The organism is Entomomonas sp. E7T21, from assembly GCF_058693955.1.
The window spans coordinates 1,541,930-1,565,615 of the sequence record NZ_CP191672.1 but is presented as its reverse complement, the minus strand read 5'-3'; the positions used below and the strand labels follow the sequence as shown (position 1 = coordinate 1,565,615).

At 35.6% G+C, this 23,686-nt stretch carries 26 protein-coding genes; 16 read left to right on the top strand and 10 right to left on the bottom strand.

What is annotated here, in order from left to right:
• Positions 1 to 301 precede the first annotated feature (301 nt).
• From ACQVD9_RS07540 to ACQVD9_RS07505, 8 genes are all read left to right on the top strand, one after another.
• Positions 302 to 736: a DUF1090 domain-containing protein gene (locus ACQVD9_RS07540; RefSeq protein WP_264745443.1), complete on the top strand. Its 435-nt coding sequence runs from the start codon at positions 302 to 304 to the stop codon at positions 734 to 736.
• Positions 737 to 992: 256 nt separating this feature from the next.
• Positions 993 to 1,982 carry a methyltransferase gene (locus ACQVD9_RS07535; RefSeq protein ID WP_264745442.1) on the top strand — a complete coding sequence of 330 codons (990 nt, stop codon included), beginning with the start codon at positions 993 to 995 and terminating at the stop codon, positions 1,980 to 1,982.
• A gap of 217 nt (positions 1,983 to 2,199) precedes the next feature.
• Positions 2,200 to 2,571 carry a SirB2 family protein gene (locus tag ACQVD9_RS07530; RefSeq protein ID WP_264745441.1) on the top strand — a complete coding sequence of 124 codons (372 nt, stop codon included), beginning with the start codon at positions 2,200 to 2,202 and terminating at the stop codon, positions 2,569 to 2,571.
• Positions 2,572 to 2,780: 209 nt separating this feature from the next.
• The gene (locus ACQVD9_RS07525; protein WP_264745440.1) at positions 2,781 to 3,803 is read left to right on the top strand and encodes a class 1 fructose-bisphosphatase; all 1,023 of its coding nucleotides are present in this window, start codon (positions 2,781 to 2,783) and stop codon (positions 3,801 to 3,803) included.
• Positions 3,804 to 3,816: 13 nt separating this feature from the next.
• Positions 3,817 to 4,077, top strand: a complete 261-nt coding sequence (locus ACQVD9_RS07520) for an outer membrane protein assembly factor BamE (protein WP_264745439.1) — start codon at positions 3,817 to 3,819, stop codon at positions 4,075 to 4,077.
• An 84-nt stretch (positions 4,078 to 4,161) separates the two neighbouring features.
• Positions 4,162 to 5,130, top strand: coding sequence for a DMT family transporter (locus tag ACQVD9_RS07515; RefSeq protein ID WP_264745438.1), 969 nt, complete (start codon positions 4,162 to 4,164; stop codon positions 5,128 to 5,130).
• Positions 5,131 to 5,177: 47 nt separating this feature from the next.
• Entirely contained in the window at positions 5,178 to 6,044 is an 867-nt protein-coding gene (gene pdxY / locus ACQVD9_RS07510; protein WP_264745437.1) for a pyridoxal kinase PdxY, read from the top strand.
• 20 nt (positions 6,045 to 6,064) lie between these two features.
• A complete protein-coding gene (locus tag ACQVD9_RS07505) occupies positions 6,065 to 6,412 on the top strand; it encodes a hypothetical protein (RefSeq protein ID WP_264745436.1) in 348 nt (115 codons plus the stop codon).
• A 29-nt stretch (positions 6,413 to 6,441) separates the two neighbouring features.
• Here the strand turns inward: ACQVD9_RS07505 and ACQVD9_RS07500 are convergent, their stop codons facing one another.
• The 4 genes from ACQVD9_RS07500 to ACQVD9_RS07485 all read right to left on the bottom strand — a co-directional run bounded on the left by ACQVD9_RS07500 (position 6,442) and on the right by ACQVD9_RS07485 (position 8,902).
• On the bottom strand, positions 6,442 to 6,846 hold the full coding sequence (locus ACQVD9_RS07500) for a ClpXP protease specificity-enhancing factor (RefSeq protein ID WP_264745435.1): 405 nt from the start codon (positions 6,844 to 6,846) through the stop codon (positions 6,442 to 6,444).
• Entirely contained in the window at positions 6,846 to 7,472 is a 627-nt protein-coding gene (locus ACQVD9_RS07495) for a glutathione S-transferase N-terminal domain-containing protein (RefSeq protein ID WP_264745434.1), read from the bottom strand. The genes ACQVD9_RS07500 and ACQVD9_RS07495 overlap by 1 nt, the downstream gene beginning before the upstream one ends.
• A 151-nt stretch (positions 7,473 to 7,623) precedes the next feature.
• Positions 7,624 to 8,004 carry a diacylglycerol kinase gene (locus ACQVD9_RS07490; RefSeq protein ID WP_264745433.1) on the bottom strand — a complete coding sequence of 127 codons (381 nt, stop codon included), beginning with the start codon at positions 8,002 to 8,004 and terminating at the stop codon, positions 7,624 to 7,626.
• Positions 8,005 to 8,098: 94 nt separating this feature from the next.
• Positions 8,099 to 8,902: a phosphatase PAP2 family protein gene (locus tag ACQVD9_RS07485; RefSeq protein WP_264745432.1), complete on the bottom strand. Its 804-nt coding sequence runs from the start codon at positions 8,900 to 8,902 to the stop codon at positions 8,099 to 8,101.
• A gap of 217 nt (positions 8,903 to 9,119) precedes the next feature.
• Here ACQVD9_RS07485 and hslO point away from each other — a divergent pair, with 217 nt between their 5' ends.
• Together hslO and ACQVD9_RS07475 are read left to right on the top strand one after the other, a co-directional pair.
• A complete protein-coding gene (gene hslO, locus ACQVD9_RS07480) occupies positions 9,120 to 10,010 on the top strand; it encodes an Hsp33 family molecular chaperone HslO (protein ID WP_264745431.1) in 891 nt (296 codons plus the stop codon).
• Positions 10,011 to 10,015: 5 nt separating this feature from the next.
• Positions 10,016 to 10,567: a DUF4166 domain-containing protein gene (locus tag ACQVD9_RS07475; protein ID WP_264745430.1), complete on the top strand. Its 552-nt coding sequence runs from the start codon at positions 10,016 to 10,018 to the stop codon at positions 10,565 to 10,567.
• Between the two features lie 6 nt (positions 10,568 to 10,573).
• On the opposite strand, the gene ggt is transcribed toward ACQVD9_RS07475, so the two are convergent.
• Positions 10,574 to 12,268 (bottom strand): gamma-glutamyltransferase, encoded by a 1,695-nt coding sequence (gene ggt, locus ACQVD9_RS07470; RefSeq protein WP_264745429.1) that lies wholly within the window; start codon positions 12,266 to 12,268, stop codon positions 10,574 to 10,576.
• A gap of 388 nt (positions 12,269 to 12,656) precedes the next feature.
• Here ggt and proP point away from each other — a divergent pair, with 388 nt between their 5' ends.
• From proP to ACQVD9_RS07445, 5 genes are all read left to right on the top strand, one after another.
• Positions 12,657 to 14,159, top strand: a complete 1,503-nt coding sequence (proP, locus tag ACQVD9_RS07465) for a glycine betaine/L-proline transporter ProP (protein WP_264745428.1) — start codon at positions 12,657 to 12,659, stop codon at positions 14,157 to 14,159.
• A 151-nt stretch (positions 14,160 to 14,310) separates the two neighbouring features.
• Positions 14,311 to 15,378, top strand: a complete 1,068-nt coding sequence (locus tag ACQVD9_RS07460) for an LOG family protein (protein WP_264745427.1) — start codon at positions 14,311 to 14,313, stop codon at positions 15,376 to 15,378.
• A 91-nt stretch (positions 15,379 to 15,469) separates the two neighbouring features.
• Positions 15,470 to 16,435, top strand: a complete 966-nt coding sequence (locus tag ACQVD9_RS07455; protein WP_264745426.1) for a hypothetical protein — start codon at positions 15,470 to 15,472, stop codon at positions 16,433 to 16,435.
• A gap of 2 nt (positions 16,436 to 16,437) precedes the next feature.
• Entirely contained in the window at positions 16,438 to 17,031 is a 594-nt protein-coding gene (locus ACQVD9_RS07450) for a hypothetical protein (RefSeq protein ID WP_264745425.1), read from the top strand.
• Between the two features lie 87 nt (positions 17,032 to 17,118).
• A complete protein-coding gene (locus tag ACQVD9_RS07445; protein ID WP_264745424.1) occupies positions 17,119 to 17,316 on the top strand; it encodes a hypothetical protein in 198 nt (65 codons plus the stop codon).
• A 41-nt stretch (positions 17,317 to 17,357) separates the two neighbouring features.
• Here the strand turns inward: ACQVD9_RS07445 and ACQVD9_RS07440 are convergent, their stop codons facing one another.
• Positions 17,358 to 17,837, bottom strand: coding sequence for a L,D-transpeptidase family protein (locus ACQVD9_RS07440; RefSeq protein WP_264747869.1), 480 nt, complete (start codon positions 17,835 to 17,837; stop codon positions 17,358 to 17,360).
• A gap of 245 nt (positions 17,838 to 18,082) precedes the next feature.
• Here ACQVD9_RS07440 and ACQVD9_RS07435 point away from each other — a divergent pair, with 245 nt between their 5' ends.
• The gene (locus ACQVD9_RS07435) at positions 18,083 to 19,795 is read left to right on the top strand and encodes a proline--tRNA ligase (protein WP_264745423.1); all 1,713 of its coding nucleotides are present in this window, start codon (positions 18,083 to 18,085) and stop codon (positions 19,793 to 19,795) included.
• A 38-nt stretch (positions 19,796 to 19,833) separates the two neighbouring features.
• On the opposite strand, the gene ACQVD9_RS07430 is transcribed toward ACQVD9_RS07435, so the two are convergent.
• The 4 genes from ACQVD9_RS07430 to pncB form a co-directional block, all read right to left on the bottom strand.
• Positions 19,834 to 20,073 (bottom strand): sulfurtransferase TusA family protein, encoded by a 240-nt coding sequence (locus ACQVD9_RS07430; protein ID WP_264745422.1) that lies wholly within the window; start codon positions 20,071 to 20,073, stop codon positions 19,834 to 19,836.
• A gap of 15 nt (positions 20,074 to 20,088) precedes the next feature.
• Complete coding sequence (locus tag ACQVD9_RS07425) at positions 20,089 to 21,528, bottom strand: M48 family metalloprotease (RefSeq protein ID WP_264745421.1); 1,440 nt, start codon at positions 21,526 to 21,528, stop codon at positions 20,089 to 20,091.
• A 99-nt stretch (positions 21,529 to 21,627) separates the two neighbouring features.
• Positions 21,628 to 22,464: an NAD(+) synthase gene (gene nadE, locus ACQVD9_RS07420; protein ID WP_264745420.1), complete on the bottom strand. Its 837-nt coding sequence runs from the start codon at positions 22,462 to 22,464 to the stop codon at positions 21,628 to 21,630.
• Positions 22,465 to 22,486: 22 nt separating this feature from the next.
• Positions 22,487 to 23,686 carry a nicotinate phosphoribosyltransferase gene (gene pncB / locus ACQVD9_RS07415; protein ID WP_264745419.1) on the bottom strand — a complete coding sequence of 400 codons (1,200 nt, stop codon included), beginning with the start codon at positions 23,684 to 23,686 and terminating at the stop codon, positions 22,487 to 22,489.

The following is a 23,686-nucleotide window of genomic DNA, read 5'->3' as shown; positions in this document are numbered from 1 at the left end:
TATTTTTTTAAAAAACAGTTACATAATTGAATAACAGCTGAATAAACTATATTTCATTAGGAAAAATAGCCTAACAAAAAAAAGCACTAATATTTCCTATAACCAAAGCCACCACATCCTTATAAGACTTTCTAAAGCCATTAGTTTTGTTTTTTCAAATAATCACATCATATTTTTCATATAGATCATTACTAATCTTCTTCCTATACTTAATGTGTACTAGTACATATCATTATTGCACTGTTATCTCTTTTAGAAGAGAGATAGCATATTTTTTAAGTTATATTGATGGAGATGTTTTATGCGTAAACTTACTGTTGGAGCATTTTTGTTATCAGTTTGTTTAGCGAATACAGTAGTAGCTGATTACTATCATAGACAACAAGGTTGTAAAATAAAGATTCAGAAGTTGGAACAACAACTTGAATATGCGAAAAGTTATGGCAACACCAACCGTGTACACGGATTAGAAAGAGCCATAGCCAATGTTAAAACTTACTGTTTGGGGGATTATGATGATAATTATAGTTATAACAACCAAACAAAAGATATTTCTAAATTAAAATCTAAAGTAGCTGATAAACAAGAAAAGGTCGATGAACGTAACGAGGAGTTACTAGAAGCTATTGCCAAAGGTGATCCTGAGAAAATAGTTAAAAAGACCAGAAAGCTAAAAGAAGCAATGGCAGAACTGGAAGAAGCAAAAAGCAATCTAGCACTGTCTAATCAAAACTAATCGAGCAATTTTTTAGAAAAACTAATCGGCTTCATAACTAAAAAGGATAGACTCTATAGTCTATCCTTTTTATCATTTTATAAACCATAAAACCTTTACAATCTAATACTAGAAACCTATAGCTAATACCCTAATATTCAATTTTCTCCAAGATATTATTACAACCTATACCCTTATAGCCTGCTATATGCCATAATCAACAATCTATTAATTAAAACGAATATATCGTATATAACCTATTTTTTGAGTCGTATTAATGGATCCTCGTAGTGAAGTGCTGCTTCGCCAAGCTGAATTATTTAATGGTAAAACCCTATTAGCAGGCTTACCTGCTGATGAACTACTAACTAAACTGCCACAAGCAACAGGCTGGACATGGTTGGCCAATGACTGGCAAATGCTTAATCATCACTATAATCAACGTATCCATTTAGCTACCACAGCGCCTACTACCAAGTTTCAGACAACAGTTTTATTCTTACCAAAATCGAAAGAGCTTACAGAATACTTATTACAGGCTTTAGCTGCTTGCACAGAGTTACAAGGCTCACTCTATTTAGTGGGTGAAAAAAAAGCAGGTATTGAACGGGCAGCAAAACAATTAGCAACTTATGGCAAAACACGTAAATTAGATAGTGCTAGACATTGTCAATTGTGGCAAGTACAAATTAATGAATCCACTACTGCACCTAAGCTACAAGACTTCGCCCAGTCCTATACTGTTAATGACCTTACTATCACTAGTTTTGCGGGAGTATTTAGTCATGGTCATTTAGACGTGGGTAGCCAACTACTTATTCAGCATCTGGATAAAATTCCTACAGACAAAATACTTGATTTTGGTTGTGGTGCAGGTGTTATTGGTGCTTTATTAAAACAACGTTATCCACAAGCTACTGTTTATTTACAAGATGTGGATGTTTTTGCTATTGCTAGCACTGAACAAACCTTAAAGAATAACAATTTAGAAGCTATTACCATTACTGGCGATGGTATTGATGCCTCTCCCAAAGGGTTAACTGCCATTATCACTAATCCTCCTTTCCATCAGGGTATTCAAACCAATTATCAAACCACTGAGCAACTATTGCATTATGCTATAGATCATCTTGTTAAAGGGGGTGAATTACGCTTAGTGGCTAATAGTTTTTTAAAATACCAACCCCTTATTCAACAGGCTTTTGGTAACTGCCAAGTGCTAGCAGAAAGTAATGGTTTTAAGATTTATAGCGCTTACAAAGTTTAACGTTTTCTTTTATTAATTTGTTCGCTGACTTCATAAATTGTAGTACTACGCCGTTTTTACTAACAGATTTACTAATAAAAGAAAGGTTAGCTAGAAAAACAATAAACCTTAGTAAGTTACTAGCAATACCTAATTGATTTAAAATCTTTATCCTTTGCTACATTATAGCTAAACTATTGTCTATTATTTCAACTCTATAATTATATAAGTATTTACAATGCAAAAAATTATTCTTCATCTTCATGCACTTACTGCCGTTATTACTATTAGTTTATTTATAGCACGCTTTGTTGGATTGCGAGTAGGTGCTAAATTTATGCAAAAGAAATGGGTTCGTATTATTCCCCACCTTAACGACACCTGTTTATTAATTTTTGGTATTACCCTCGTAATACTTACCCAGCAGTACCCTAACCTATCAAACCACTTTTGGTTAACTGAAAAGCTATCCTTTTTAGTTGGCTATATTGTTTTTGGTTTTATGGCAATTAAAGGCAGAACCTCAGCAATACGCTATATTGGATTTGCCTTAGCATTAGCCTGTTTTGCTTGTATCGTTTATTTAGTAAAAACTAAAATACCCTTTTAAGGTTGATTATTAAGGTATTTTATTGATTAATAAAGTACCTTAAATAATTTAAAATATTCGTTTTTTAAGTTAATTTATAATTTTAATCAATGTTATCTTTTAGATTATTGTCATCTTTTTAATAAAGATAGCGTATAATTACCCCACTAAATTTTTCTACCTGATAAATCCTAATAAAATTTATAATTTGCTTATATTTGGAGTATTGCATGTCACGCATGACCACCTTGAGTCACTTCCTTATTGAACAAACCCGCAATCATAATACCCCTTCTGACTTACGCCTGCTTATTGAAGTGGTAGCACGTGCTTGTAAAATGATTAATCGTTCAGTGACTAAAGGCGCACTTGGTGGTGTACTAGGCAGTTTACAAAGCGAAAATGTGCAAGGAGAAGTACAAAAGAAACTCGATGTGCTTTCCAATGAAATTTTATTAGAAGCTAATGAATGGGGTGGTACATTAGCGGGTATGGCGTCAGAAGAAATGGATACGGTTCATCAGATTCCTGGTCGTTATCCTAAAGGTGCTTATTTATTAGTATTTGATCCACTGGATGGCTCTAGTAATGTTGATGTGAATGTGTCAGTAGGTACTATCTTTTCAGTATTACGTTGCCCTGTTGAACATTTAAGCCAAAATGATCCATTAAAAGAAGAAGCCTTCTTACAACCAGGTACTGAACAAGTAGCAGCAGGTTATGCTATTTATGGCCCACAAACTATGTTAGTGCTTACCTTAGGTAATGGTGTTAAAGGCTTTACCCTTGATCCAGAATTAGGTAGCTTTGTACTAACTCACGATAATATCAAAGTACCAGAGCAAACTGCTGAATTTGCGATTAATATGTCTAATCAACGCCACTGGGAAGAACCTGTTAAACAGTATGTATCAGAGTTATTAGCAGGTACTGAAGGACCATTAGAGAAAAACTACAATATGCGTTGGATTGCTTCAATGGTAGCAGATGTACATCGTATTTTAACCCGTGGTGGTATCTTTATGTATCCACGTGATGCCCGCGAGCCTAGCAAACCCGGTAAATTACGTTTAATGTATGAAGCCAACCCAATGTCAATGATTATTGAACAAGCAGGCGGTGCTGCTACTAACGGTCAGCAACGTATTTTAGATATACAACCAAGCTCGCTTCATGAACGTGTTGCTGTGTTTTTAGGTTCAAAACAAGAAGTAGAACGCATTACTAACTATCACAAACAACAGCAAAAATAACAAGGATAATACTATGTTTAAAAAAACCACCCTTATCTTATGTATCACTAGCCTTGCAGTATTGGCAGGCTGTAATAAGCTTACTGAAGATAACTACAGCAAGTTAAAAATGGGCATGGAGCGTAAAGAAGTTGAACGTATCTTTGGTAGCCCAAAAGAATGCCAAAGCGCTTTTAAAGCAACTAACTGTAGTTGGCAAGAAGGTGAAGCATCATTACAAGTACAATTTGTAGATAGTAAAGTGCTTAGCTATTTTGGTAATAAAATTAAATAGTCTCTATCCCTTGTCTTTCTTCAAAAAAAGAGTAATCTAATTAATAGATTACTCTTTTTGTTTTTATTCTGAACTATTATCACTATGCATACATCATCAGGCCGCTGGCTGTTAGGGCTAGCATTGGCTTTAACGACAGCTATTCTATGGGGCCTTTTACCCGTAGTTATGAAAGAAGTTTTAAAAGGCATGGACGCTTATACAGTGACATGGTATCGCTTTACTGTGGCTGGCGTATGCTTATTCAGTTACCTTTACTTAAAAGGCAAATTGCCTCGCTTTAAAAATTTTGGTTATAAAGGATACCTATTATTATTGTTAGCTATGCTCGGTTTATTAGGTAACTATGTTACTTATATGATGGGCTTAAACCTATTAACACCAGGTACAACTCAATTAATGATGCAAATTGGCCAAATCATGCTTATCGTTAGTAGTGTGATTATCTTTAAAGAGTCTTTTAATCATGTGCAAGTAATGGCGGTTATTATTTTACTGGTAGGTTTTCTACTCTTTTTTAATCAACGACTGATTGAATTACTAACCTCACTAGGTAGTTATACTATTGGTATTATTATTTTAGTTATTTCCTCTATGCTATGGACTGGTTATGCACTTTGCCAAAAACAGTTGTTAGTGCATTGGAACTCTATGCAAATTTTAATGATGATCTATTTAGGCAGTAGTTTATTCTTATTCCCGACTAGTCATCCTTCACAAATCACCCAACTAACTAGCCTACAATTTTGGTTACTGGTCTTTAGTTGTGCCAATACTATTATTGCTTATGGGGCGTTTGCTGAAGCCCTAGCTCACTGGGAAGCCTCAAAAGTTACAGCTACTTTAGCTATTGCACCCTTAGTAACCTTTATTGGTGCCACAGTTGGCGCATTTTTCTGGCCTGCTTACTTTATAGCAGACTCTTTAAATATTTTAGCTTATTTGGGTGCTATTATTGTGGTAATGGGTTCAGCCTTAGTCGCCCTTTCCCCCATCGTCATGCAAAAAATAAAAGCACGTCGTAAGCAAACTAACTATAGCCAGTTATCTTGATATTTCTTACAATACGCTCTTTTCTATTGATTTAGGAGTTGCTAACTATGAAATCTGTTCCGCAAATATTGACCATTCAATCACATGTGGTTTTTGGTCATGCTGGTAATGCGGCGGCTGTATTTCCGATGCAACGCCTAGGCGTTAATGTATGGCCACTTAATACTGTACAATTTTCTAACCATACCCAATATAAACAATGGACGGGGCAAGTTTTACCACCTAAGCAAATTTTTGAACTAGCGCAAGGCATTGAAGCTATTGGAGAGTTAGCAAACTGTGACGCTATTCTTTCTGGTTATTTAGGTACAGCTGAACAAGGCCGTGAAATCCTCCAAGTAGCTAAGCATATTAAAGAACTTAACCCGAAAGCTATTTATTTATGTGATCCTGTGATGGGACATCCTGAAAAAGGTTGTGTTGTAGCGCCAGAAGTCAGTGAGTTTTTATTAAAAGAAGCAGCTTCTGCGGCTGACTATTTAACACCTAACCAATTAGAATTAGACAGCTTTATTGGTCGTCACCCTACTTCCCTAGATGACTGTGCTGAAATGGCCAAAAGTCTTTTAAAATATGGCCCTAAAGCCATTATGGTGAAACATTTAAATTATCCAGAAAAACAACCTGATAGTTTTGAAATGCTCTTAGTAACTGAACAAGAAACATGGCATTTACAACGCCCATTGTTAGCTTTTCCTAAACAACCTGTTGGTGTAGGTGATCTAACATCAGGCATATTCTTATCTTGTTTATTACTAGGTAATAGTTTACTCGATGCCTTTGAATTTTGTGCTGCCGCGGTACATGAGGTATTATTAGAAACACAAAAACATGGCAGTTATGAATTAGAGTTAGTGGCTGCGCAAGATCGTATAGCTCACCCAAGAGTTAAGTTTGCGGCTAAAAAGCTTTAGTGCTCACATAAGGAGAACTTATGCTAGCTTTTTTAATAGGTATTATCCTCGCCTTACTAGGTACATTCTCATTATTTATAATGAATGTAATAGGTCTATTATTAAAGCTAGATAGAATTTCAGCTACACCTATCCGTTATCTCTGCTCCACTATCCTAGTTTTTATTCATGTTATCTTAACCATTATTGGCGTCTGGTTTTTACTGGATTTACTCACCACTTATTTCAATATCAATACCGATACAATGCAATCATGGCATGTTGTAGTAGGTATTATTATTGGTTTTATTCCTGCTATTTTTATTTTAAGCAAATCTGTCAATAAATTTAGAAACTATATAGAACAAAAAAGACATAATAATGAATAAATAAGTTCATTATTTATTCATTATAAGTATTATTTGACCACTTTTAGGCTTGGCTTCTTACGAGGTGTAGGTGTGTCTGGTGAAGGTGGCTTATCATCTGGTTCATTATTTTCTTGCTCTAATAAGGGATCATGTTCAAAGAACATACCATAGCCATTTTCTTTAGCATAAATTGCTTTAACAGCAATAATAGGTACATAAGGTCTTTGTACCACACCTGCAAAACGCCCTTCAAAGCTAATTGCTTCATTATCCATCAGTAAATGTTTAATAGCCGCAGGTGCAAGATTTAAAACAATCTGCCCATCTTCGGCAAAACCATCGGGTACACTTACATTAGGTAGATTAACATCCACTAATATATAGGGCGTACAATCATTATCTAAAATCCATTCATACAGCGCGCGTATTAGATAAGGGCGATTAGACTTCATTAATTCGCCCCTGCTAATTTTAACTCTTGCTCAGACAAACTAGCTTGGAAACTTGCTCTATTAAAGCCTCGATCCATATAGGCTAATAAGCCTTTGCCCGTTTTAGGAATCTCAATATCCAATAAAGGTAAACGCCATAAAATGGGTAATAAACAACAATCAGCTAACGAGAAATCATTACTGAGAAAATAAGGTTTTTCACTAAAAACAGCTGAAACACCTATTAAACTTTCTCTTAATTCTTTACGTGCTGCATTTTGAGTAGTTACTTTGGTTTTAGGATCAAGTATAAGATCGACTAAGTGACACCAATCTCTTTGGATACGGTACACTAATAATCGCCTACTCGCCTTATCGCTAGGATAAGCTGGCAATAGAGGTGGATAAGGATAACGATCTTCTAAATACTCCATAATAACTATTGAGTCATAAAGTACTAAATCTCGTTCAACTAACACAGGTAAACTACTATACGGATTTAACTCTGCCAGATTGGGAGGATAATAATTAGGGTCTACATTACGTATTGTTATACCAATGTCTTTCTCTGCTAATACTAAACGTATACGGTGAGAATAATGATCTATTGGACTCGAATAGCATATAAAATGGGGGGTAGTACCCATATCAACTTCCTTAGACATCTATAGCAAATATATTAATTTATTTATTATAGTATTATAACGTTGTAAATACATCGCTTTCCAGAATAACCTAGACAAAAGTTGATAGATATTGCTATTTTCACCACCTATTTAGGTTATTTTCTTATAAATTCTATAAATAATGGCCTATTAAAATAATTCCCCACACAATAAAAATTGTCCATAATCCTATAAATTGAGCAGCACTGCCTAAATCCTTAGCATTTTTTGAAAGCTCATGACGTTCCAACGAAATCCGATCAACCACTGCCTCAATCGCCGAGTTAAACAATTCAATAATCACCGATAATAGACAAACAGCAACCATGATCGCCTTTTCTACAGGAGCTACTGGCAGTAATAATGCAATAGGAATTAAGACAACACTTAGCCCTAATAAAGTACGAAAAGCAGCCTCATTTTTAAAGGCCACCTTTAAACCATCCATAGAATAGCCTGTTGCATTAATAATCCGTTTTAAACCACGTGTTCCTTTAAAAGGCGACTTTTCCATAATACTCTCTTCAAAAATAACATTATTATTGCTAGGTATTATCTCACTAATTAAATGATAGTTAATAAATTTAACATTTTATTAACAACATTTTTTATTCTGGATAACGAACAATAGCTAATCGATTAAGCACAGGAATTTTGTTAACTAAGCGGAAAATAGGTTTTGTAATACATACTAAACCACTACTTAACTTAGCGGCAAAAGGCGTATACATTCCCCAACCTAGTGCCAATAAAGCTAAGATCAAACCACCAATATAATCATCTGATGCCCAGTGTGCACCAGCGATTAAGCGAGGCATCATAAATATAATAGCCAATAACCAAACAATAAAATATTGACTAAATTTACGTGCAAATACTGATAAGAATAATGCCCATATCATCAATACTGAGGCATGATCGCCTGGAAAACTTCTATTAGAGCTATCTTTAATTTCTAATTTTTGTTCAAAAAAATCAAAATGCCTAGAAAGACGATAGGCATCATCTAACGTTGCTGTAGGACTAGCATGCTGCCAACCAAAAGCAATAACTAACTTGGTAAAAATAATACGTACAACTACTTGCAATAACATAATCACTAATAACGCAAAAAATGCTTGCCTTACCATCTTAGCGCCATATAGCCAATCTGCTTTTATCAACAAAACCAGTAAAATAATAGCTACGATAAAATCAAAAAAGCGACTACTCATTATTGCCCAAATACTAGCCCACACATAATTCTCTTTTAAAGAATCATTGAGTACTCTAAAAAAAGCAACATCAAACCTCATGGCTAAATCATGAGTTAATGGCCATGCCCACAGCAATAACAAAATAAGTGCAAATACATTGCAAAATACTATCTTTTTTGTTTGCCAGACAGGTTGTAATAATTGAGCATCGCCCATATATAGTAATTCTCCGATTTGCTATTTAGTAGCTAATAATGAAATTAAGCTATCCATTATATTATGTGAAATATCACATCGTACAAGGATAGTCGTTAATTGTTCATTATTCTGTAATGATTTATTGAGCATAATCTAGGGTTAATTAGTTTATACTCTTCTCTAGCTATAAAATGGTAAATAATACATTATCCTTTTGAGGCTTTAAAATATCCTTATGAAACAAGATATAACACAACGTTTCCTATTCGAAAACTTAGATGTACGTGGTGAAATAGTTTCCCTAGAGCATAGTTATCACGAAGTATTAACGCGTCATCAATATCCTGCACCTGTGGCTAAATTACTAGGTGAACTCCTAGCAGCCAGTGCTTTATTGTGTGGCACCTTAAAATTTGATGGTACTTTAGTATTACAAGCGCGCTCTGAAGGCCCTTTACCCTTATTAATGGTGGAATGTAATAGTAATCGCGAAATTCGTGGTATTGCTCGTTATGAAGCCGAACAAATAAATGACTCCATGTCCCTGCAAGAGTTAATGCCTAATGGTATCCTAGCATTAACAGTTGACCCTACACAGGGTAAACGTTATCAAGGTATAGTAGCGTTAGAGGGTGAAACATTAGCCAGTAGTCTGTCTAGCTATTTTGCTAGTTCTGAGCAATTACCTACCTATTTTTGGCTATGCGCTGATGGCAAACAGGCCAAAGGCTTTTTATTACAAGCCTTACCTGCTGAAAAACAACATGACGATGATGAACGTCAGAACACTTGGCAACACCTTACGGTTTTAGCAAACTCATTAAATGCTGATGAGTTCTTAACAGTAGATAATTCGACTATCTTACATCGTTTATATCATGAAGAAGATATTCGACTTTTTGAAAAATTACCTATAAAGTTTCATTGCAGTTGTTCCCGTGAGCGCTCAGCGAATGCTTTGCGTAGTTTAGGTGAGGCAGATGCATTCGCTTTACTGGATGAACAACAAGGTAAGATTACTATTGACTGCCAGTTCTGTAATAAAGAATATATTTTCGATATTGCTGATGTTACACAATTATTTAAGGATGGTTCTAGCAACCCTCCTGCTGATACGAGGCATTAGTTATTATGAAAACACCACCTATCAATATCTTCGCTCATCTATTAGGTGAGCGTTATAATGAAATCCCCCAAGCTATTCAGGATTTTCATAATACTCCTTGTATTTTGTGGCAAGGTGAAGCAAAAGCAGGTGGTGCTACTCATTTTATGACAAATCTTATGCGTAAAGTAATGGGATTTCCACAACCCTCTGATAATTTACCTATTACTGTCAATGTTTACTATACAGATGAAGGCAAGGAATGTTGGACAAGACGCTTTGGTGACACAGTGTTTTCTTCTATTCTCGCCCTAGATAAAAATAATCCACAACAAATGTATGAAAGGTTTGGTCCAGTGAAACAGTACTTTATCTTAGAAACTGTTGATAACTGGTTATGTTGGAAACTACAATACTGTACCTTTCTTGGCATTAAACTCCCTAAATTTCTTTCCCCACAAGTTATCGCTAATGAAGGCGTGGATACAGATGGTACCTATCAATTCGTTGCTAAAGTTACACTGCCATTGATAGGTACATTGGTAGAATACAACGGTTACTTAACTAAGGCTCAATAAACCTTATTATTCCACTATTAATGCCCTACCTCGCCCCCTAGGGTCAGCTACTGCTTTAGGTTTATCATTAATAATTTGAATAACCTGAATATCACCACTAAAATCTTGCTGATAAAAGTTATAGCCCATTTGTTGTAACCTTACTTTTAGTAATTGAGGAACTCCTTGTTGAAAACGCTCAATAAAAATACGATCCTTGGGTAATAATTGGTGATGATAACGGGGAGTAGACACTGCCTGTTCTAAAGACATATGGTTATCAAACACATTAACAATCACTTGAAAAATAGAAGTAATAATACGTGAACCACCAGGAGTTCCTATCACCATCACTATTTTATTATCCTTAGTTAAAATAGTGGGTGTCATAGAAGACAAAGGTCTTTTATAAGGTTTTATGGCATTGGCCTCACTCCCCACCACACCAAACTGATTTGCTACACCTGCTTTACTACTAAAGTCATCCATTTCATTATTTAATAAAATACCTGCCCCTTTTACTACTACGCCAGAACCAAACCAACCATTTAACGTATAAGTATTGGAAACACCATTACCCCATTTATCCACAATAGAAAAATGGGTAGTTTGTAACTTCTCTGGAGTCAAACCAGGTTCGATATTTTCAGTCGCTGAAATAGCATAAGGATTAACTTCTTTAGCACGATTAGCTAAATAATCTGCCGCTAATAGTTTTTTAACAGGCACATTAATAAAGTCTGGGTCTCCCATATACTCAGCTCTATCAGCAAATACTCGCTTTTCAATTTCAGCTAATAAGTGGACATAACGTGCCGTATTTGGCCTAACCCCTTTAAAGTCATTAGCTAACGCTTGCTTCATTAATAATAACTGTAATAAACCAACCCCACCTGAACTAGGTGGTGGCGCAGTGATAACTTGCATACCATGCCATTTTGCAACTAATGGATCACGCCATTTTGCTTGATAGCCGTTTAAATCACTTTCGGTTATCAAGCCATCATTATCAGCCATTTGTTTAACAATAAGTTGGGCTGTTTCACCTTGATAAAAATCATTAACGCCTTGTTCAGAAATACGCTCTAATACAGCAGCTAACTCTGGTTGTTTAAAGGGTTGAGCAATCTTCATAGCACCAAAGTATTCTTTAAAATGCCCATTGGCTGGTACTTTATCCAATACCTCGCGATAACGTTGCATTAGTTGCTCATCAACCATAAAGCCTTCTTTAGCATAACTAATCGCAGGTGCTAACACTTCTTGCCAAGAGAGCTTACCAAAGCGTTGATGGGCAGCCCACATACCTGCTACAGTACCAGGTACAGCCACTGCTTTATGTGAGTATAGGCTTAAATTAGCCACTACTTCGCCTTTACTGTCTAGATACATATTAGTGGTTGCTTTAGCTGGTGCTATTTCTCGGTAATCTAAAAAATACCCCTTACCATTCATCCACAGGGTCATAAAGCCGCCACCACCAATATTACCTGCCTCAGGGTAAGTTACTGCTAACACAAATGCTGTGGCTACTGCAGCATCAACAGCATTACCACCTTTAGCTAATATTTCTTGAGCTGCTATTGTTCCATAGCTATTTGGAGAAGCCACTGCACCAGCAGATAATGGTGAATCTTCTTCTGCCGCAACATATGTATTAACCAATATAACAATAATGATTGCATAACAAACTTTACAAATAGATCTCAAGAAAAATGGCATGCTTTGCCCTCCTCATTAGCATTGGCCCTCTATTTTATACTACTATCATGCACTTTTGTTTTAATCAGTAACGGTAAATTAGCTGATTAGCCTTTAGTAGCATAATCAATATCATAGCCATTATTATTGCTATAATAAGCTCAGAAATTGTTATACCTAATCTGCTTAAAGTGTTTTCTGATATTTTGTATTGATTGGTTAACTAATAGATAAAGCAATCCTTAGTATTTATTCTTAGATACAACCTCAAGCCTATTTGCTTGTATTTTGTGAACTTCAAAATAGCCGCTTTATTCACTTTGTTCACGTTGTTGCGCACCCATTTAATTTAAATATTAATTATTAAATCAGTTGCTTTGTTATATAGCTTATATTTAGAGGAACAACTATGTCATCACAAACAACATCTAATCAATCTACCGAGCTTAGTCTTGAAGATATTACTATTATCGACAACGATAAACTTAAAAAGGCAGTAACTGCTTCTGCATTAGGCAATGCAATGGAATGGTTTGATTTTGGTGTTTATGGTTTTATCGCCATAACCCTTGGCAAAGTATTTTTTCCTGAAACCACAGGTTCAGTTCAAATCCTTGCCACCCTTGCTACCTTTGCTGTGGCCTTTTTGGTTAGACCCATAGGTGGAGTGTTTTTTGGCCTCTTAGGCGATAAATTAGGACGTCAAAAAATACTAGCCACCACTATTTTAATTATGGCTATCAGTACCTTTTGTATTGGACTGATTCCTAGCTATGAAACTATTGGCCTTTGGGCACCTATTTTGCTACTTGCTTGTCGTTTACTACAAGGTTTCTCAACAGGCGGTGAATATTCAGGTGCTACCATTTTTATTGCTGAATACTCCCCTGATCGCAAACGTGGTTTTATGGGAAGTTGGTTAGACTTTGGCTCTATTGCTGGTTTCTTACTAGGTGCAGGGTTTGTTACTTTAATTACCTATTTGCTAACCGATCAACAGTTACTGGATTGGGGTTGGCGGATTCCTTTCTTTATTGCTGGCCCCTTAGGGCTTATCGGCCTCTACTTAAGAAGTCACTTAGATGAAACACCAACCTTTGAACAACATCAAGAAAAACAACAGGCTGATGAAGAACATGGAATTAGTAAAGTTTCTTTTAAAGAAATCTTATTACGCCACTGGCGACCACTACTTATTTGTATTGGTTTAGTGATTGTAATGAATGTTACTTATTATATGTTGTTAACCTATATGCCAAGCTACCTTAACCATAATCTCCACTATGCTGAAAGTCATGGTGTTATTCTGATTATTGTAATTATGATTGGCATGCTGTTTGTACAGCCCACTATTGGTTTTTTAAGTGATAAAATTGGTAGAAAACCTATTGTTATCGTTGGTTGTGTAGGTCTATTTTGTTTATCCATTCCTTGCTTCTATCTTATTACCACAGGCAAAGTAGCTTATATCTTTATTGGATTAATGATTTTAGGCGTGTTGCTTAATATGTTTACAGGGGTAATGGCATCAACCTTGCCTGCTTTATTCCCTACCAGTATTCGTTACAGTGCATTAGCTATTTCATTTAATATCTCAGTATCATTATTTTGTGGTACTACCCCTCTTATTGCCGCTTGGTTAACTGAAACAACAAATAACTTAATGATGCCTGCCTATTATTTAATGGTAGTGGCTGTGATAGGTTTGCTTGCTATTTTATTTACTAAAGAAACAGCTAATCGGCCACTACGCGGTGCGACTCCTGCTGCATCTGATAGAGCAGAAGCTAAAGAACTACTACAAGAACACCATGATTATATTGAAACAAAAGTGGAAGAGTTGACTGAACAAATAAATGAATTAACTGAAAAACGCGATCAACTAATTGAACAACATCCTGATCTTAAATAAATCTTTACAGATTAAGGCGTAGCAATACGCCTTCTATTAACTTTCTGTTGCACACCAAAATTGACACCACCTTTATAAGTAACTAGCATAACCTCTTTTTATTATTGGTTATCCATAATAATAGATTACTTTGCAGTACTGGGATTATTATATGAAAAATGAACAAGATAATGATTTAAACCGTCATTACTCGCCAAGCTCTACTGAGTTAAATAACAAAATTGATGAGCTTATTAAGCTAGCACTCCCTGCTGGCGCAAAAGAACACAAACTTTATAAAGAATTATTTTTAGCAGCTACCCGTTTAGTTCAGGCCGAACGAGGCCATTGGGATACTAAAATAGCTAAAAATGCGCTAACTGAAATGGATAAAGGCTTTACGTTACTAGAGCGTTTTAAGCACCATCGGAAAGTAACCGTATTTGGCTCTGCTCGTACGCCTGTAGATCATCCTCTTTACCAACAGGCAGTAGCTTTAGGCCAACAGCTTGCTGACAACGGTTTTATCGTTATTACAGGTGCTGGTGGTGGTATTATGGCAGCAGCTCACGAAGGAGCTGGGCAAGATAACGCCCTAGGCTTCAATATTAAGCTACCTTTTGAACAATACGCCAATGAAACAATGGAAGGTAGTGATGCACTACTTACTTTCCAGTTTTTCTTTATCCGTAAATTATTCTTTGTTAAAGAGACAGAAGCTGTAGTGCTTTGCCCTGGTGGTTTTGGTACTTGGGATGAGGCTATGGAAGTATTAACCCTGATTCAAACAGGTAAAACACCACTAATCCCTGTGATTCTTTTAGAAACGCCTGATAGTACTTACTGGAAAGATGCTATTGAATATTTTGAGAAGCACTTAAGAGATCAACAATATATTTTGCCTAGTGATATGGGCTTAATGAAGCTGTTGCATACACCAGAAGAAGCAACTCAAGAAATTATTCAGTTCTATACAAACTATAACTCTAGCCGTTGGTTTAGGGAAACCTTTGCTATCAGAATGAATCATCCTTTAACTGAACAAGCATTAACTTATATTAATCAAAACTATCGAGATATTAGTAATAATGACTTTATTCAGCAGGTTTATGATGACAGCTTTAAAGAAGCTGAGTTTCAACATTTAACCTATCTACTGTTCCAATTTACAGGCAAACAGCATGGCCGCTTAAGAGAATTAGTAGATTATATCAATTTATTTAAAAACTGGACAACATAAAATAATACTTTAGTATTATACAATATTAATAATTACATGTTTCATGATAGTTTAATGACTCAGAAGGGCATCTAAGTAGAAGGAAATTATAGTGAAAAAGATAAATAAAACTCTTATGGTCAAAGCTGTTGGATATAAATTAAAGCATAATAAAACAAAAGATACATGGTCTCCTCCAAAAATTGAAGATGAGATAAAAAAAATTATGGATGGTGCCATTACTATTGGTGAACGTCACTATCCTGATCCTAACAATATTAAGGATGGAGTTACATGTGCTATTTTATTCGATTCTAAGACATTAGAAAAAGGTACTTTATTTACTATATGTAGCTACACTAAAGGCTTAGCACCTGAAGCAGTTGCTCCAGATATGGAAAGCACAAAACTAACATTACAGCCAATAAATCTTCAAACTCCTGAAGGGAAAAAAACTGAGCTTGCTTTTTCTTATCGATGCTTAGCATTTGGTCAAATCATTCTAATTGAATCTGTACAAGGAGCAGGAGGAATTACATTATTATGCAAATTACTAACTTTCTTGTTAAAAAAATATTCTGATGGTCCCTACTCTTCTGTAGAGTTATATGATATTGCATCTACAGAATTAAGAGACTTAATACAACAGAAAGGAGGTGTAAAGAAAATCACTGCTAGTTTAGTCCATGATATTGAAAAAGATTACAGTAACTATGCATCACAACTTAGTGAAATACGAAATAATGTAAAGGGAACAAATAAGTTTATCTGTACTTGGGAAGCGGAAGAAACAAAAGTTTTAGATGAAGAAGCTACTATTAGTTTATTTGATGAGGCAGAATCAGAATTTTTAGACTCTATTATGATTAAATTCAAAGATAACTCAACAATTACTGGTTTACATAAATATAAAGAAAAAAGACATGTGCAGATTCAACTTACTCCTGAGGGGAAAGTTGCAACCTCAGAAATAGAAACAGAATTAAAACGCTATTTAAAAGAACTAAGAGACCCAAGAAATAAATCTCTTATCACTACAGAGGGTTTCTTAAAAAATGTTAAGAAAAAGCTTACCTAACAATGGCTATAAAAGATTATATTATACCTGATGAAATACAAAGTGCTGTAACATCAGGCAAAACCATGTTTAACATAGCCAAAAAAACTTCTCATTTTTGGCTAAAACAATCTATTGCATTAATATTACCAATAATCATTGGATGTGTAATTGGTTGGATTATTACTTATAATCTAAAGTCAACTCAATATGAAGATATTAATAATATTATTTCAATAATTATCACTATCTTAACAGTACTTTCTGGCTTTATGGTGACATTGATGCTTTTTACAGGAAGAACTTCTGGAGCAAAAACTTTAACAGTAGATCAAATTTCCCTTTATATAAATAAAGTTAGTTATTTATTTTTTTCCCAAACATTAACTTTATTTATCCATATCGTTTGCATTATTTTATGTTTAATATGGTTTATATTTCAAGAAACTACCACAAATCCAACTATTTTGAATATTTCTCTCATTACTTGTATTGGTTTTTTTAATTTAAGCCTACTTCGCATACTTATTCTTCCATTTCAAATATATGAAATTCATTACTTTGAACTTATATCTATGGAGGATGAAAAATTAGATGAGTTTGACTCAGATAATTAATTTCTTTTGCTCTAACCTCAATATCTTAATAAGTCTCTAAAATATCATACTCCTTTCAAATTAATATACTTTATAAGGAAGGAAAATATGGCTAAGACATCAATCACTATATATGATACAACAAATAATACTGTTGAAATCACAATAGAATCAGATCCACCTATTTTAGAAAACAGTAACAATATGACAATATCCCAAAATATTAGTCTATCATTTTTGGCATATTTAAAACATAAAGGAATAAAAAATTTCTTAGAACTAACAAATAAAATTAAACCCTCATAAATAATTAAAATATAGCCTTATTGTATGAATTATTAAGAACTTTAAGGCTTAATCTCGATTAGAGTACCATCTTTGACCAAACCCCAGACTTCTTTCATATCCCAATTCATCATGGCAATACAGCCATCTGTCCAATTCAAACCGCGGAAATACCATTCAGGGTATTCAGGATCAATCGGTGTACCATGAATCATTATCATGCCACCAGGTCTTACGCCTTGCTTTTGCGCAGCAGATATATCACGTGGGTTCGGATAAGAAATATGCATAGAAAGGTTATATTTATCACTCTCTTTACGCCAATCTATCCAATATAAACCTTCAGGTGTACGCTTATCACCTTCCATTTGTTTATGGCCTACAGGTCGTTTGCCCAATGAAATACGGTAACTTTTAACAACATTATTGCCACTCATCAAAGATAATGTACGCTTTGACTTTTCAACCAAAACCTTATCAATATTTAATCTAACCTTGGTTGTTGTCACAAGACTAGAGTTAGCATAGCTATAACTTGCCATACAACAATAACTAACCACTATCACTAACAATGTGCTAAATACACGACGCATTGCTAACCACTTCCCCATATTTAACTGCTTGATCAAGATAGCCCCTAATAAAGAAAGCATTTTAATTGGTTAATTGCTTAGAGAAAAGTACTCAAATCAAAAATAAATGCTGTTTCTTTGCAGTTTGCTATTGAATGCTTAGTCAATCCCCCTTTAAAATGGATTATTTATAACCTCTTTTATGTGGATAAAGCATGCGTACTAGCCAATATTTACTGCCTACTGTAAAAGAAACTCCTGCTGATGCAGTAGTTATTAGCCATCAACTTATGTTACGAGCGGGTATGGTTCGTAAACTAGCTGCTGGACTATACACTTGGTTACCACTTGGTTTACGTGTATTACGTAAAGTAGAAAAAGTGGTGCGTGAAGAAATGAATGCCATCGGCGCTCAAGAAGTGCTAATGCCAGCCGTACAACCTGCTGAATTATGGATTGAATCTACACGTTGGGAACAATATGGCCCTGAACTACTACGCCTTAAAGATCGCCATCAGCGTGATTTCTGCTTTGGCCCTACCCATGAAGAAGTTGTAACGGATTTAGTACGTAATGAAATCAGTAGTTATAAACAACTACCGCTTACCCTTTATCAAATCCAAACTAAATTTCGCGATGAAATTCGTCCTCGCTTTGGTTTAATGCGTGGCCGTGAGTTTTTAATGAAAGATGCCTACTCTTTCCACACTGACCAAGCATCATTACAAGTTACTTATGATGATATGTATCGTGCCTACTCGAATATTTTTAGTCGTTTAGGTTTAGATTTTCGTCCTGTAGAAGCTGACAATGGTTCTATTGGTGGCTCAGGCTCCCACGAGTTCCACGTACTTGCAGACTCTGGCGAAGACGATATTGTATTTAGCGATAGTTCAGATTATGCTGCTAATATTGAGAAAGCAATGGCTGTTCCTCACCAAACTGAACGCCAAGCAGCCACTGAAGCAATGCGTCTAGTTGATACACCTAACTGTAAAACCATTGAAGCCTTAGTTGAGCAATTTAACTTACCTATTGAAAAAACAGTTAAGACCTTAATCGCTCATGGTGCTGAAGAAGGTACCTTAGTAGCATTAATTGTTCGTGGCGACCATCAACTAAATGAAATTAAAGCAGCTAACCATCCATTGGTGGCTAGCCCATTGGTTTTTGCAACTGATGAAGAAATTCGCCAAGCGATTGGCGCAGGTCCTGGTTCATTAGGCCCTGTTAACTTATCTATGCCTTGTATTATTGATCGCTCAGTAGCTATGATGAGTGACTTTGGTGCTGGTGCTAATATTGAAGATAAACATTATTTTGGCATTAACTGGGAGCGTGATGTAGCACTACCTGAAGTAGCTGATTTACGTAATGTGGTAGCAGGTGATCCTAGCCCTGATGGCAAAGGTACTTTAGTAATTCGTCGCGGTATTGAAGTTGGTCATATATTCCAACTAGGTACCAAATACAGTGAATCAATGAACTGCACAGTATTAGCTGAAAATGGCAAACCTGTAGAATTAATTATGGGTTGTTATGGTATCGGTGTATCTCGTGTAGTAGCGGCAGCTATTGAGCAGAACTATGATGAGCGTGGTATTTTATGGCCTGAAACAATGGCACCCTTCCAAATTGCTATTGTGGCGCTTAAATATGAAGACCCAGCCATTAAAGAAGTAGCTGATAAACTTTATGCTGACTTAACTAAAGCTGGTTATGAAGTATTATTAGATGATCGTGATAAGAAAACCAGCCCAGGTGTTAAATTCTCAGACATGGATTTAATTGGTATTCCTCACAGAGTAGTAGTCAGTGATCGAGGCTTAAAAGAAGGCCAATTAGAATATAAAAACCGTCGTGAATCTGACTCAAAAAACCTTCCATTAGCTAATATTGTAGAAGAATTAGCTAAACTCGTTAAATAATAAAAAGGGGCTTTATAAGCCCCTTTGTTATTCACCCATCAACGTTTCTTCAACCAATAATAGTAGTTTTGCTCTGTTACTTCCTCATGTAATAACTCATTACCAGAAAGCTTCGCGAAACTACGGAAATCTCGCTGACTGCCAGCATCTGTAGCAATGACTTTTAATACATCCCCTGAGCTAAGGTTAGCTAATGCTTGCTTAGCTTTTAATAAAGGTAAAGGACAATTTAAACCAGATGTATCTAATTCTTCTTTAAAACTAATTTGTTCACTCACCTGTTGACTACCTAATTACTGTAAAAATTGTTTAACCGTATCCTGTTGGCTACGAATTTCTTTCTCGCGTTGATTAATAATCGCTACTTGTTGGAAACTATTACCTGCTTTCTGGCGTGCGTATTTTAATTGTTCTAAAGCTGCATCATAATTACCTATTAATGCAAGATATTCTGCCTGTGCTTGATGTACACCAACAATATCACCTGCTCTACCCTTTACTTCAGATACCTGATACCAAACATCTGGATCATTAGGACGACTACGCACAAGTTTATCAATTACTTTAGCCGCTTCTTGAAAATTTCTTTGTCTTACTAATAAATCCACATAAGCCTTCGTAATAGGATAATTATTCGGATTAGCCACTAATAATTTTTGAATACGTAAACCCGCATTGGCTAACCTATTTTGATAAAAATCTAAATCAACATAGGTTAAATTATAAAATAAGTTATTAGCATCTTTTGTTAATAATTTATTTAATATTTGCTCACTCTCTGCAAGGTTATTATTTTTTATTAAGGCTAATGCTAAGCCATATTGCAATGCATTATCATTGGGGTTATTTTCTAAAAGACTACGAAAGCGCTTTACACTAGAGCCTGGTGTATCTTCAAAAACCACCTGAACACGAACACGTACTAGATCATACTCTAACGTATTACTAATGCCGCCCTGCGGATAACGTTCAGCCCTATTACGTGTGTCTGCCACACGAGACTCTGTTAAGGGGTGAGTAATCAAAAATTCAGGGGGAATTTGTTGAAAGCGATATTTTTTCATCAATATCTCAAACAAATCTGGCATTCCTTTAGGGTCATAACCTGCCTTAGCAAGGGTTTCAATGCCAATTCGATCCGCCTCTTGTTCGTTGGAGCGGGAGAAACTCATCATATTTTGATAAGCTGCTGCCTGTGAACCAATAATAGTCGCCATACCGGCATCGGGGCTTCCTGCTGCTGCTGCTACAATACCAACAAGTAAAGCTGTCATCATTGGTATTTGTAGTTGTTGTTGTTCGGCTACACCACGGGCAAAATGACGTTGCGATAAATGCGCCAATTCATGAGCTAATACGCCCATAAACTCTGACTCGTTAGGAGCCGCTAAAAATAGACCACCATTGACACCAATAATACCACCTGGTGCTGCAAAGGCGTTTAACTCAGGATCTTTAATAAAAATAAATTCTAAGCGATGGTCTTGCAAACGACTACTTTGCGCTAATCGTTTAACCTTTGTTTCAATATAGTCTTTAGCCAAAGGATCATTAATGCGTGGCACTTGTGAACGCAATAGGCTTAACCATGCACGCCCTAATTGATACTCTTGTAAAGGAGACACAATAGCAGAAGATGAATCGCCCAATGAAGGTAGATTATCATAAGCCAATGAAGGCAAAACATTGACTAAGCCTAAACATAGTAATGTCGCTTTACCAAGATGCCTCATAAATCCCCTAAATAACAAATAAATAAGCCCTATCCTAAACATTTAAAACAAGCTTATAAAGTTCTTTTTAGTAGCTAATATGTTACTCTTTATAACAAACTAAGGTGCTATAGGTAACTGCCTTTTATGCATGCTTTTATTATAAGTCTCTGTAATCTTTTTAAAAACTTCTGCCGATACAGCTTTACCCTGTAAAAAAGCATCTATTTCTGTATAAGGAACACCATGTGCTTGTTCATCTGGCAAACCTGGTTTTAAATCTTCTAAATCAGCAGTAGGTACTTTATTCACTAAATTGTCTGGTGCTCCCATATACTTAGCAAAGGCTCTAACTTGTCCTTTTGCTAAACCAATCAAAGGCCCTACATCAAAAGCACCGTCTCCAAATTTAGTATAAAACCCCATAACCGCTTCAGCTGCATGATCAGTACCTATTACTAACCCACTGTAAACATTGGCTACTGCATATTGAGCAATCATTCTTGCTCTGGCTTTAATATTACCAATAATAAAGTCTCTGGAACCTTCTTTTACTTTCTGTAAACAGTCTATAGCACCTACCATCCCTTCTACACTTTCAGCAATATTAACGACTTCACAGTGATCGGGCGCTATTACTTGTACAGACTGTGTCGCCTCGGCTTCATCTGCCTGTGCTTTGTAAGGTAGACGCATCGCAATAAAACGATAACTATTATCCCCTGTTTCTTCTCTTAATTCTCTAACAGCCCGTTGGGTCATCATACCTGCGGTTAATGAATCCACCCCACCACTGATTCCTAACACGTAAGCTTTTAGCCCAGACTCTACTAGTAAGCGTTTTAAGAAGACAATACGTCGTTCTAACTCTGCTACTAATGCTTGTTCATTTGCAAAAGGTGGGCATACATTTAATGCTTTAGCAATCTCGCGTTGAACAGCTAATTGATCTATCATTTTTCTTCCTCTACAACTATTGTTACTCGCTTACCTTAAAGACATGTTTTAAATAATTAACAAAACTCTCATCACGACATTGTGTTTTTCCTGGTGAGTCAGAAATTTTCGCCACTGGCTGACCATTACAACTAACCATTTTAATAACCATGTTGGTTGGAGAAACAGTAGGAATATCACAGGTTAAGTTAGTCCCTATACCAAAGCTAACATTAATTCTATCACGCAATTGGCGATAAATTGATAACGCTTTGGGTAGATCCAAACCATCAGAAAATACTAAGGTTTTGGTGCGAGGATCAATACCTAACTTTTTATAGTGAACAATCGCTTTTTCTGCCCAAACAATTGGATCACCTGAATCATGACGCAAACCATCAAACAATTTAGCAAAAAACAAATCAAAATCAGTTAAAAAAGCATCCATTGTGATGCAATCAGTTAACGCAATCCCCAATAAACCACGATATTCCCGTACCCAGCAATCTAATGCTGCACTTTGGCTATCGATTAACCTAAAACCTAATTGTTGGTGTGCCATAATCCATTCATGTGCCATAGTACCCATCGGTTTAATATTAAACTCTTGAGCTAAATGCACATTGCTTGTACCTACAAAATGGCCAGGAAAGTCTGTTTTCAAAATGCCAACCACGGCTTGCTGAGTATTAAAAGAAAAACGACGACGTGTTCCATAATCAGCTAATTTAAAATCTTTTAACTCATCATCCGTTGCCATCCGTGTTAAATTTTCTAACTTCTGATACAAACGATCAGTAGCTGTTTTTAATTCAACTTGAGGATAACGCCTCTTATTACGTACTTCACTAATAATAGCTAATAAAGGTATTTCAAAAAGTACAATATGTAACCATGGGCCTTTTAGGGTAATACTTAATTGCCCGCCTTCACCCGATACAGTCACATAGCGTGGATTAAAACGAAATAAACGTAAAAATCTTATAAAGTCTGGTGCTAAGAAACTAATGTGTGATAAATAGTTTTGTTCATCTTGCGTAAGCTGTAAATCAGCTAAACGCTCGATGTTCTCTTTAATCTCAGGAATATAAGGGGTAAGGTCTTCTTTATCGCGGCAACGAAACTCCCACTCTACTTCCGCATTAGGATAATTATGCAAGATTGCTTGCATCATACTGAGCTTATAAAAATCAGTATCTAATAAACTTTGAATAATTTTTTGGGAAAATATGGAATTATCCAT

Bases quoted from the DNA above. Each gene is read 5' to 3' on its own strand.
- ACQVD9_RS07540 (WP_264745443.1), top strand. From the start codon at position 302: ATGCGTAAACTTACTGTTGGAGCATTTTTGTTATCAGTTTGTTTAGCG.
- ACQVD9_RS07535 (WP_264745442.1), top strand. From the start codon at position 993: ATGGATCCTCGTAGTGAAGTGCTGCTTCGCCAAGCTGAATTATTTAAT.
- ACQVD9_RS07530 (WP_264745441.1), top strand. From the start codon at position 2,200: ATGCAAAAAATTATTCTTCATCTTCATGCACTTACTGCCGTTATTACT.
- ACQVD9_RS07525 (WP_264745440.1), top strand. From the start codon at position 2,781: ATGTCACGCATGACCACCTTGAGTCACTTCCTTATTGAACAAACCCGC.
- ACQVD9_RS07520 (WP_264745439.1), top strand. From the start codon at position 3,817: ATGTTTAAAAAAACCACCCTTATCTTATGTATCACTAGCCTTGCAGTA.
- ACQVD9_RS07515 (WP_264745438.1), top strand. From the start codon at position 4,162: ATGCATACATCATCAGGCCGCTGGCTGTTAGGGCTAGCATTGGCTTTA.
- pdxY (WP_264745437.1), top strand. From the start codon at position 5,178: ATGAAATCTGTTCCGCAAATATTGACCATTCAATCACATGTGGTTTTT.
- ACQVD9_RS07505 (WP_264745436.1), top strand. From the start codon at position 6,065: ATGCTAGCTTTTTTAATAGGTATTATCCTCGCCTTACTAGGTACATTC.
- ACQVD9_RS07500 (WP_264745435.1), bottom strand. From the start codon at position 6,846: ATGAAGTCTAATCGCCCTTATCTAATACGCGCGCTGTATGAATGGATT.
- ACQVD9_RS07495 (WP_264745434.1), bottom strand. From the start codon at position 7,472: ATGGGTACTACCCCCCATTTTATATGCTATTCGAGTCCAATAGATCAT.
- ACQVD9_RS07490 (WP_264745433.1), bottom strand. From the start codon at position 8,004: ATGGAAAAGTCGCCTTTTAAAGGAACACGTGGTTTAAAACGGATTATT.
- ACQVD9_RS07485 (WP_264745432.1), bottom strand. From the start codon at position 8,902: ATGGGCGATGCTCAATTATTACAACCTGTCTGGCAAACAAAAAAGATA.
- hslO (WP_264745431.1), top strand. From the start codon at position 9,120: ATGAAACAAGATATAACACAACGTTTCCTATTCGAAAACTTAGATGTA.
- ACQVD9_RS07475 (WP_264745430.1), top strand. From the start codon at position 10,016: ATGAAAACACCACCTATCAATATCTTCGCTCATCTATTAGGTGAGCGT.
- ggt (WP_264745429.1), bottom strand. From the start codon at position 12,268: ATGCCATTTTTCTTGAGATCTATTTGTAAAGTTTGTTATGCAATCATT.
- proP (WP_264745428.1), top strand. From the start codon at position 12,657: ATGTCATCACAAACAACATCTAATCAATCTACCGAGCTTAGTCTTGAA.
- ACQVD9_RS07460 (WP_264745427.1), top strand. From the start codon at position 14,311: ATGAAAAATGAACAAGATAATGATTTAAACCGTCATTACTCGCCAAGC.
- ACQVD9_RS07450 (WP_264745425.1), top strand. From the start codon at position 16,438: ATGGCTATAAAAGATTATATTATACCTGATGAAATACAAAGTGCTGTA.
- ACQVD9_RS07445 (WP_264745424.1), top strand. From the start codon at position 17,119: ATGGCTAAGACATCAATCACTATATATGATACAACAAATAATACTGTT.
- ACQVD9_RS07440 (WP_264747869.1), bottom strand. From the start codon at position 17,837: ATGGCAAGTTATAGCTATGCTAACTCTAGTCTTGTGACAACAACCAAG.
- ACQVD9_RS07435 (WP_264745423.1), top strand. From the start codon at position 18,083: ATGCGTACTAGCCAATATTTACTGCCTACTGTAAAAGAAACTCCTGCT.
- ACQVD9_RS07425 (WP_264745421.1), bottom strand. From the start codon at position 21,528: ATGAGGCATCTTGGTAAAGCGACATTACTATGTTTAGGCTTAGTCAAT.
- nadE (WP_264745420.1), bottom strand. From the start codon at position 22,464: ATGATAGATCAATTAGCTGTTCAACGCGAGATTGCTAAAGCATTAAAT.
- pncB (WP_264745419.1), bottom strand. From the start codon at position 23,686: ATGGATAATTCCATATTTTCCCAAAAAATTATTCAAAGTTTATTAGAT.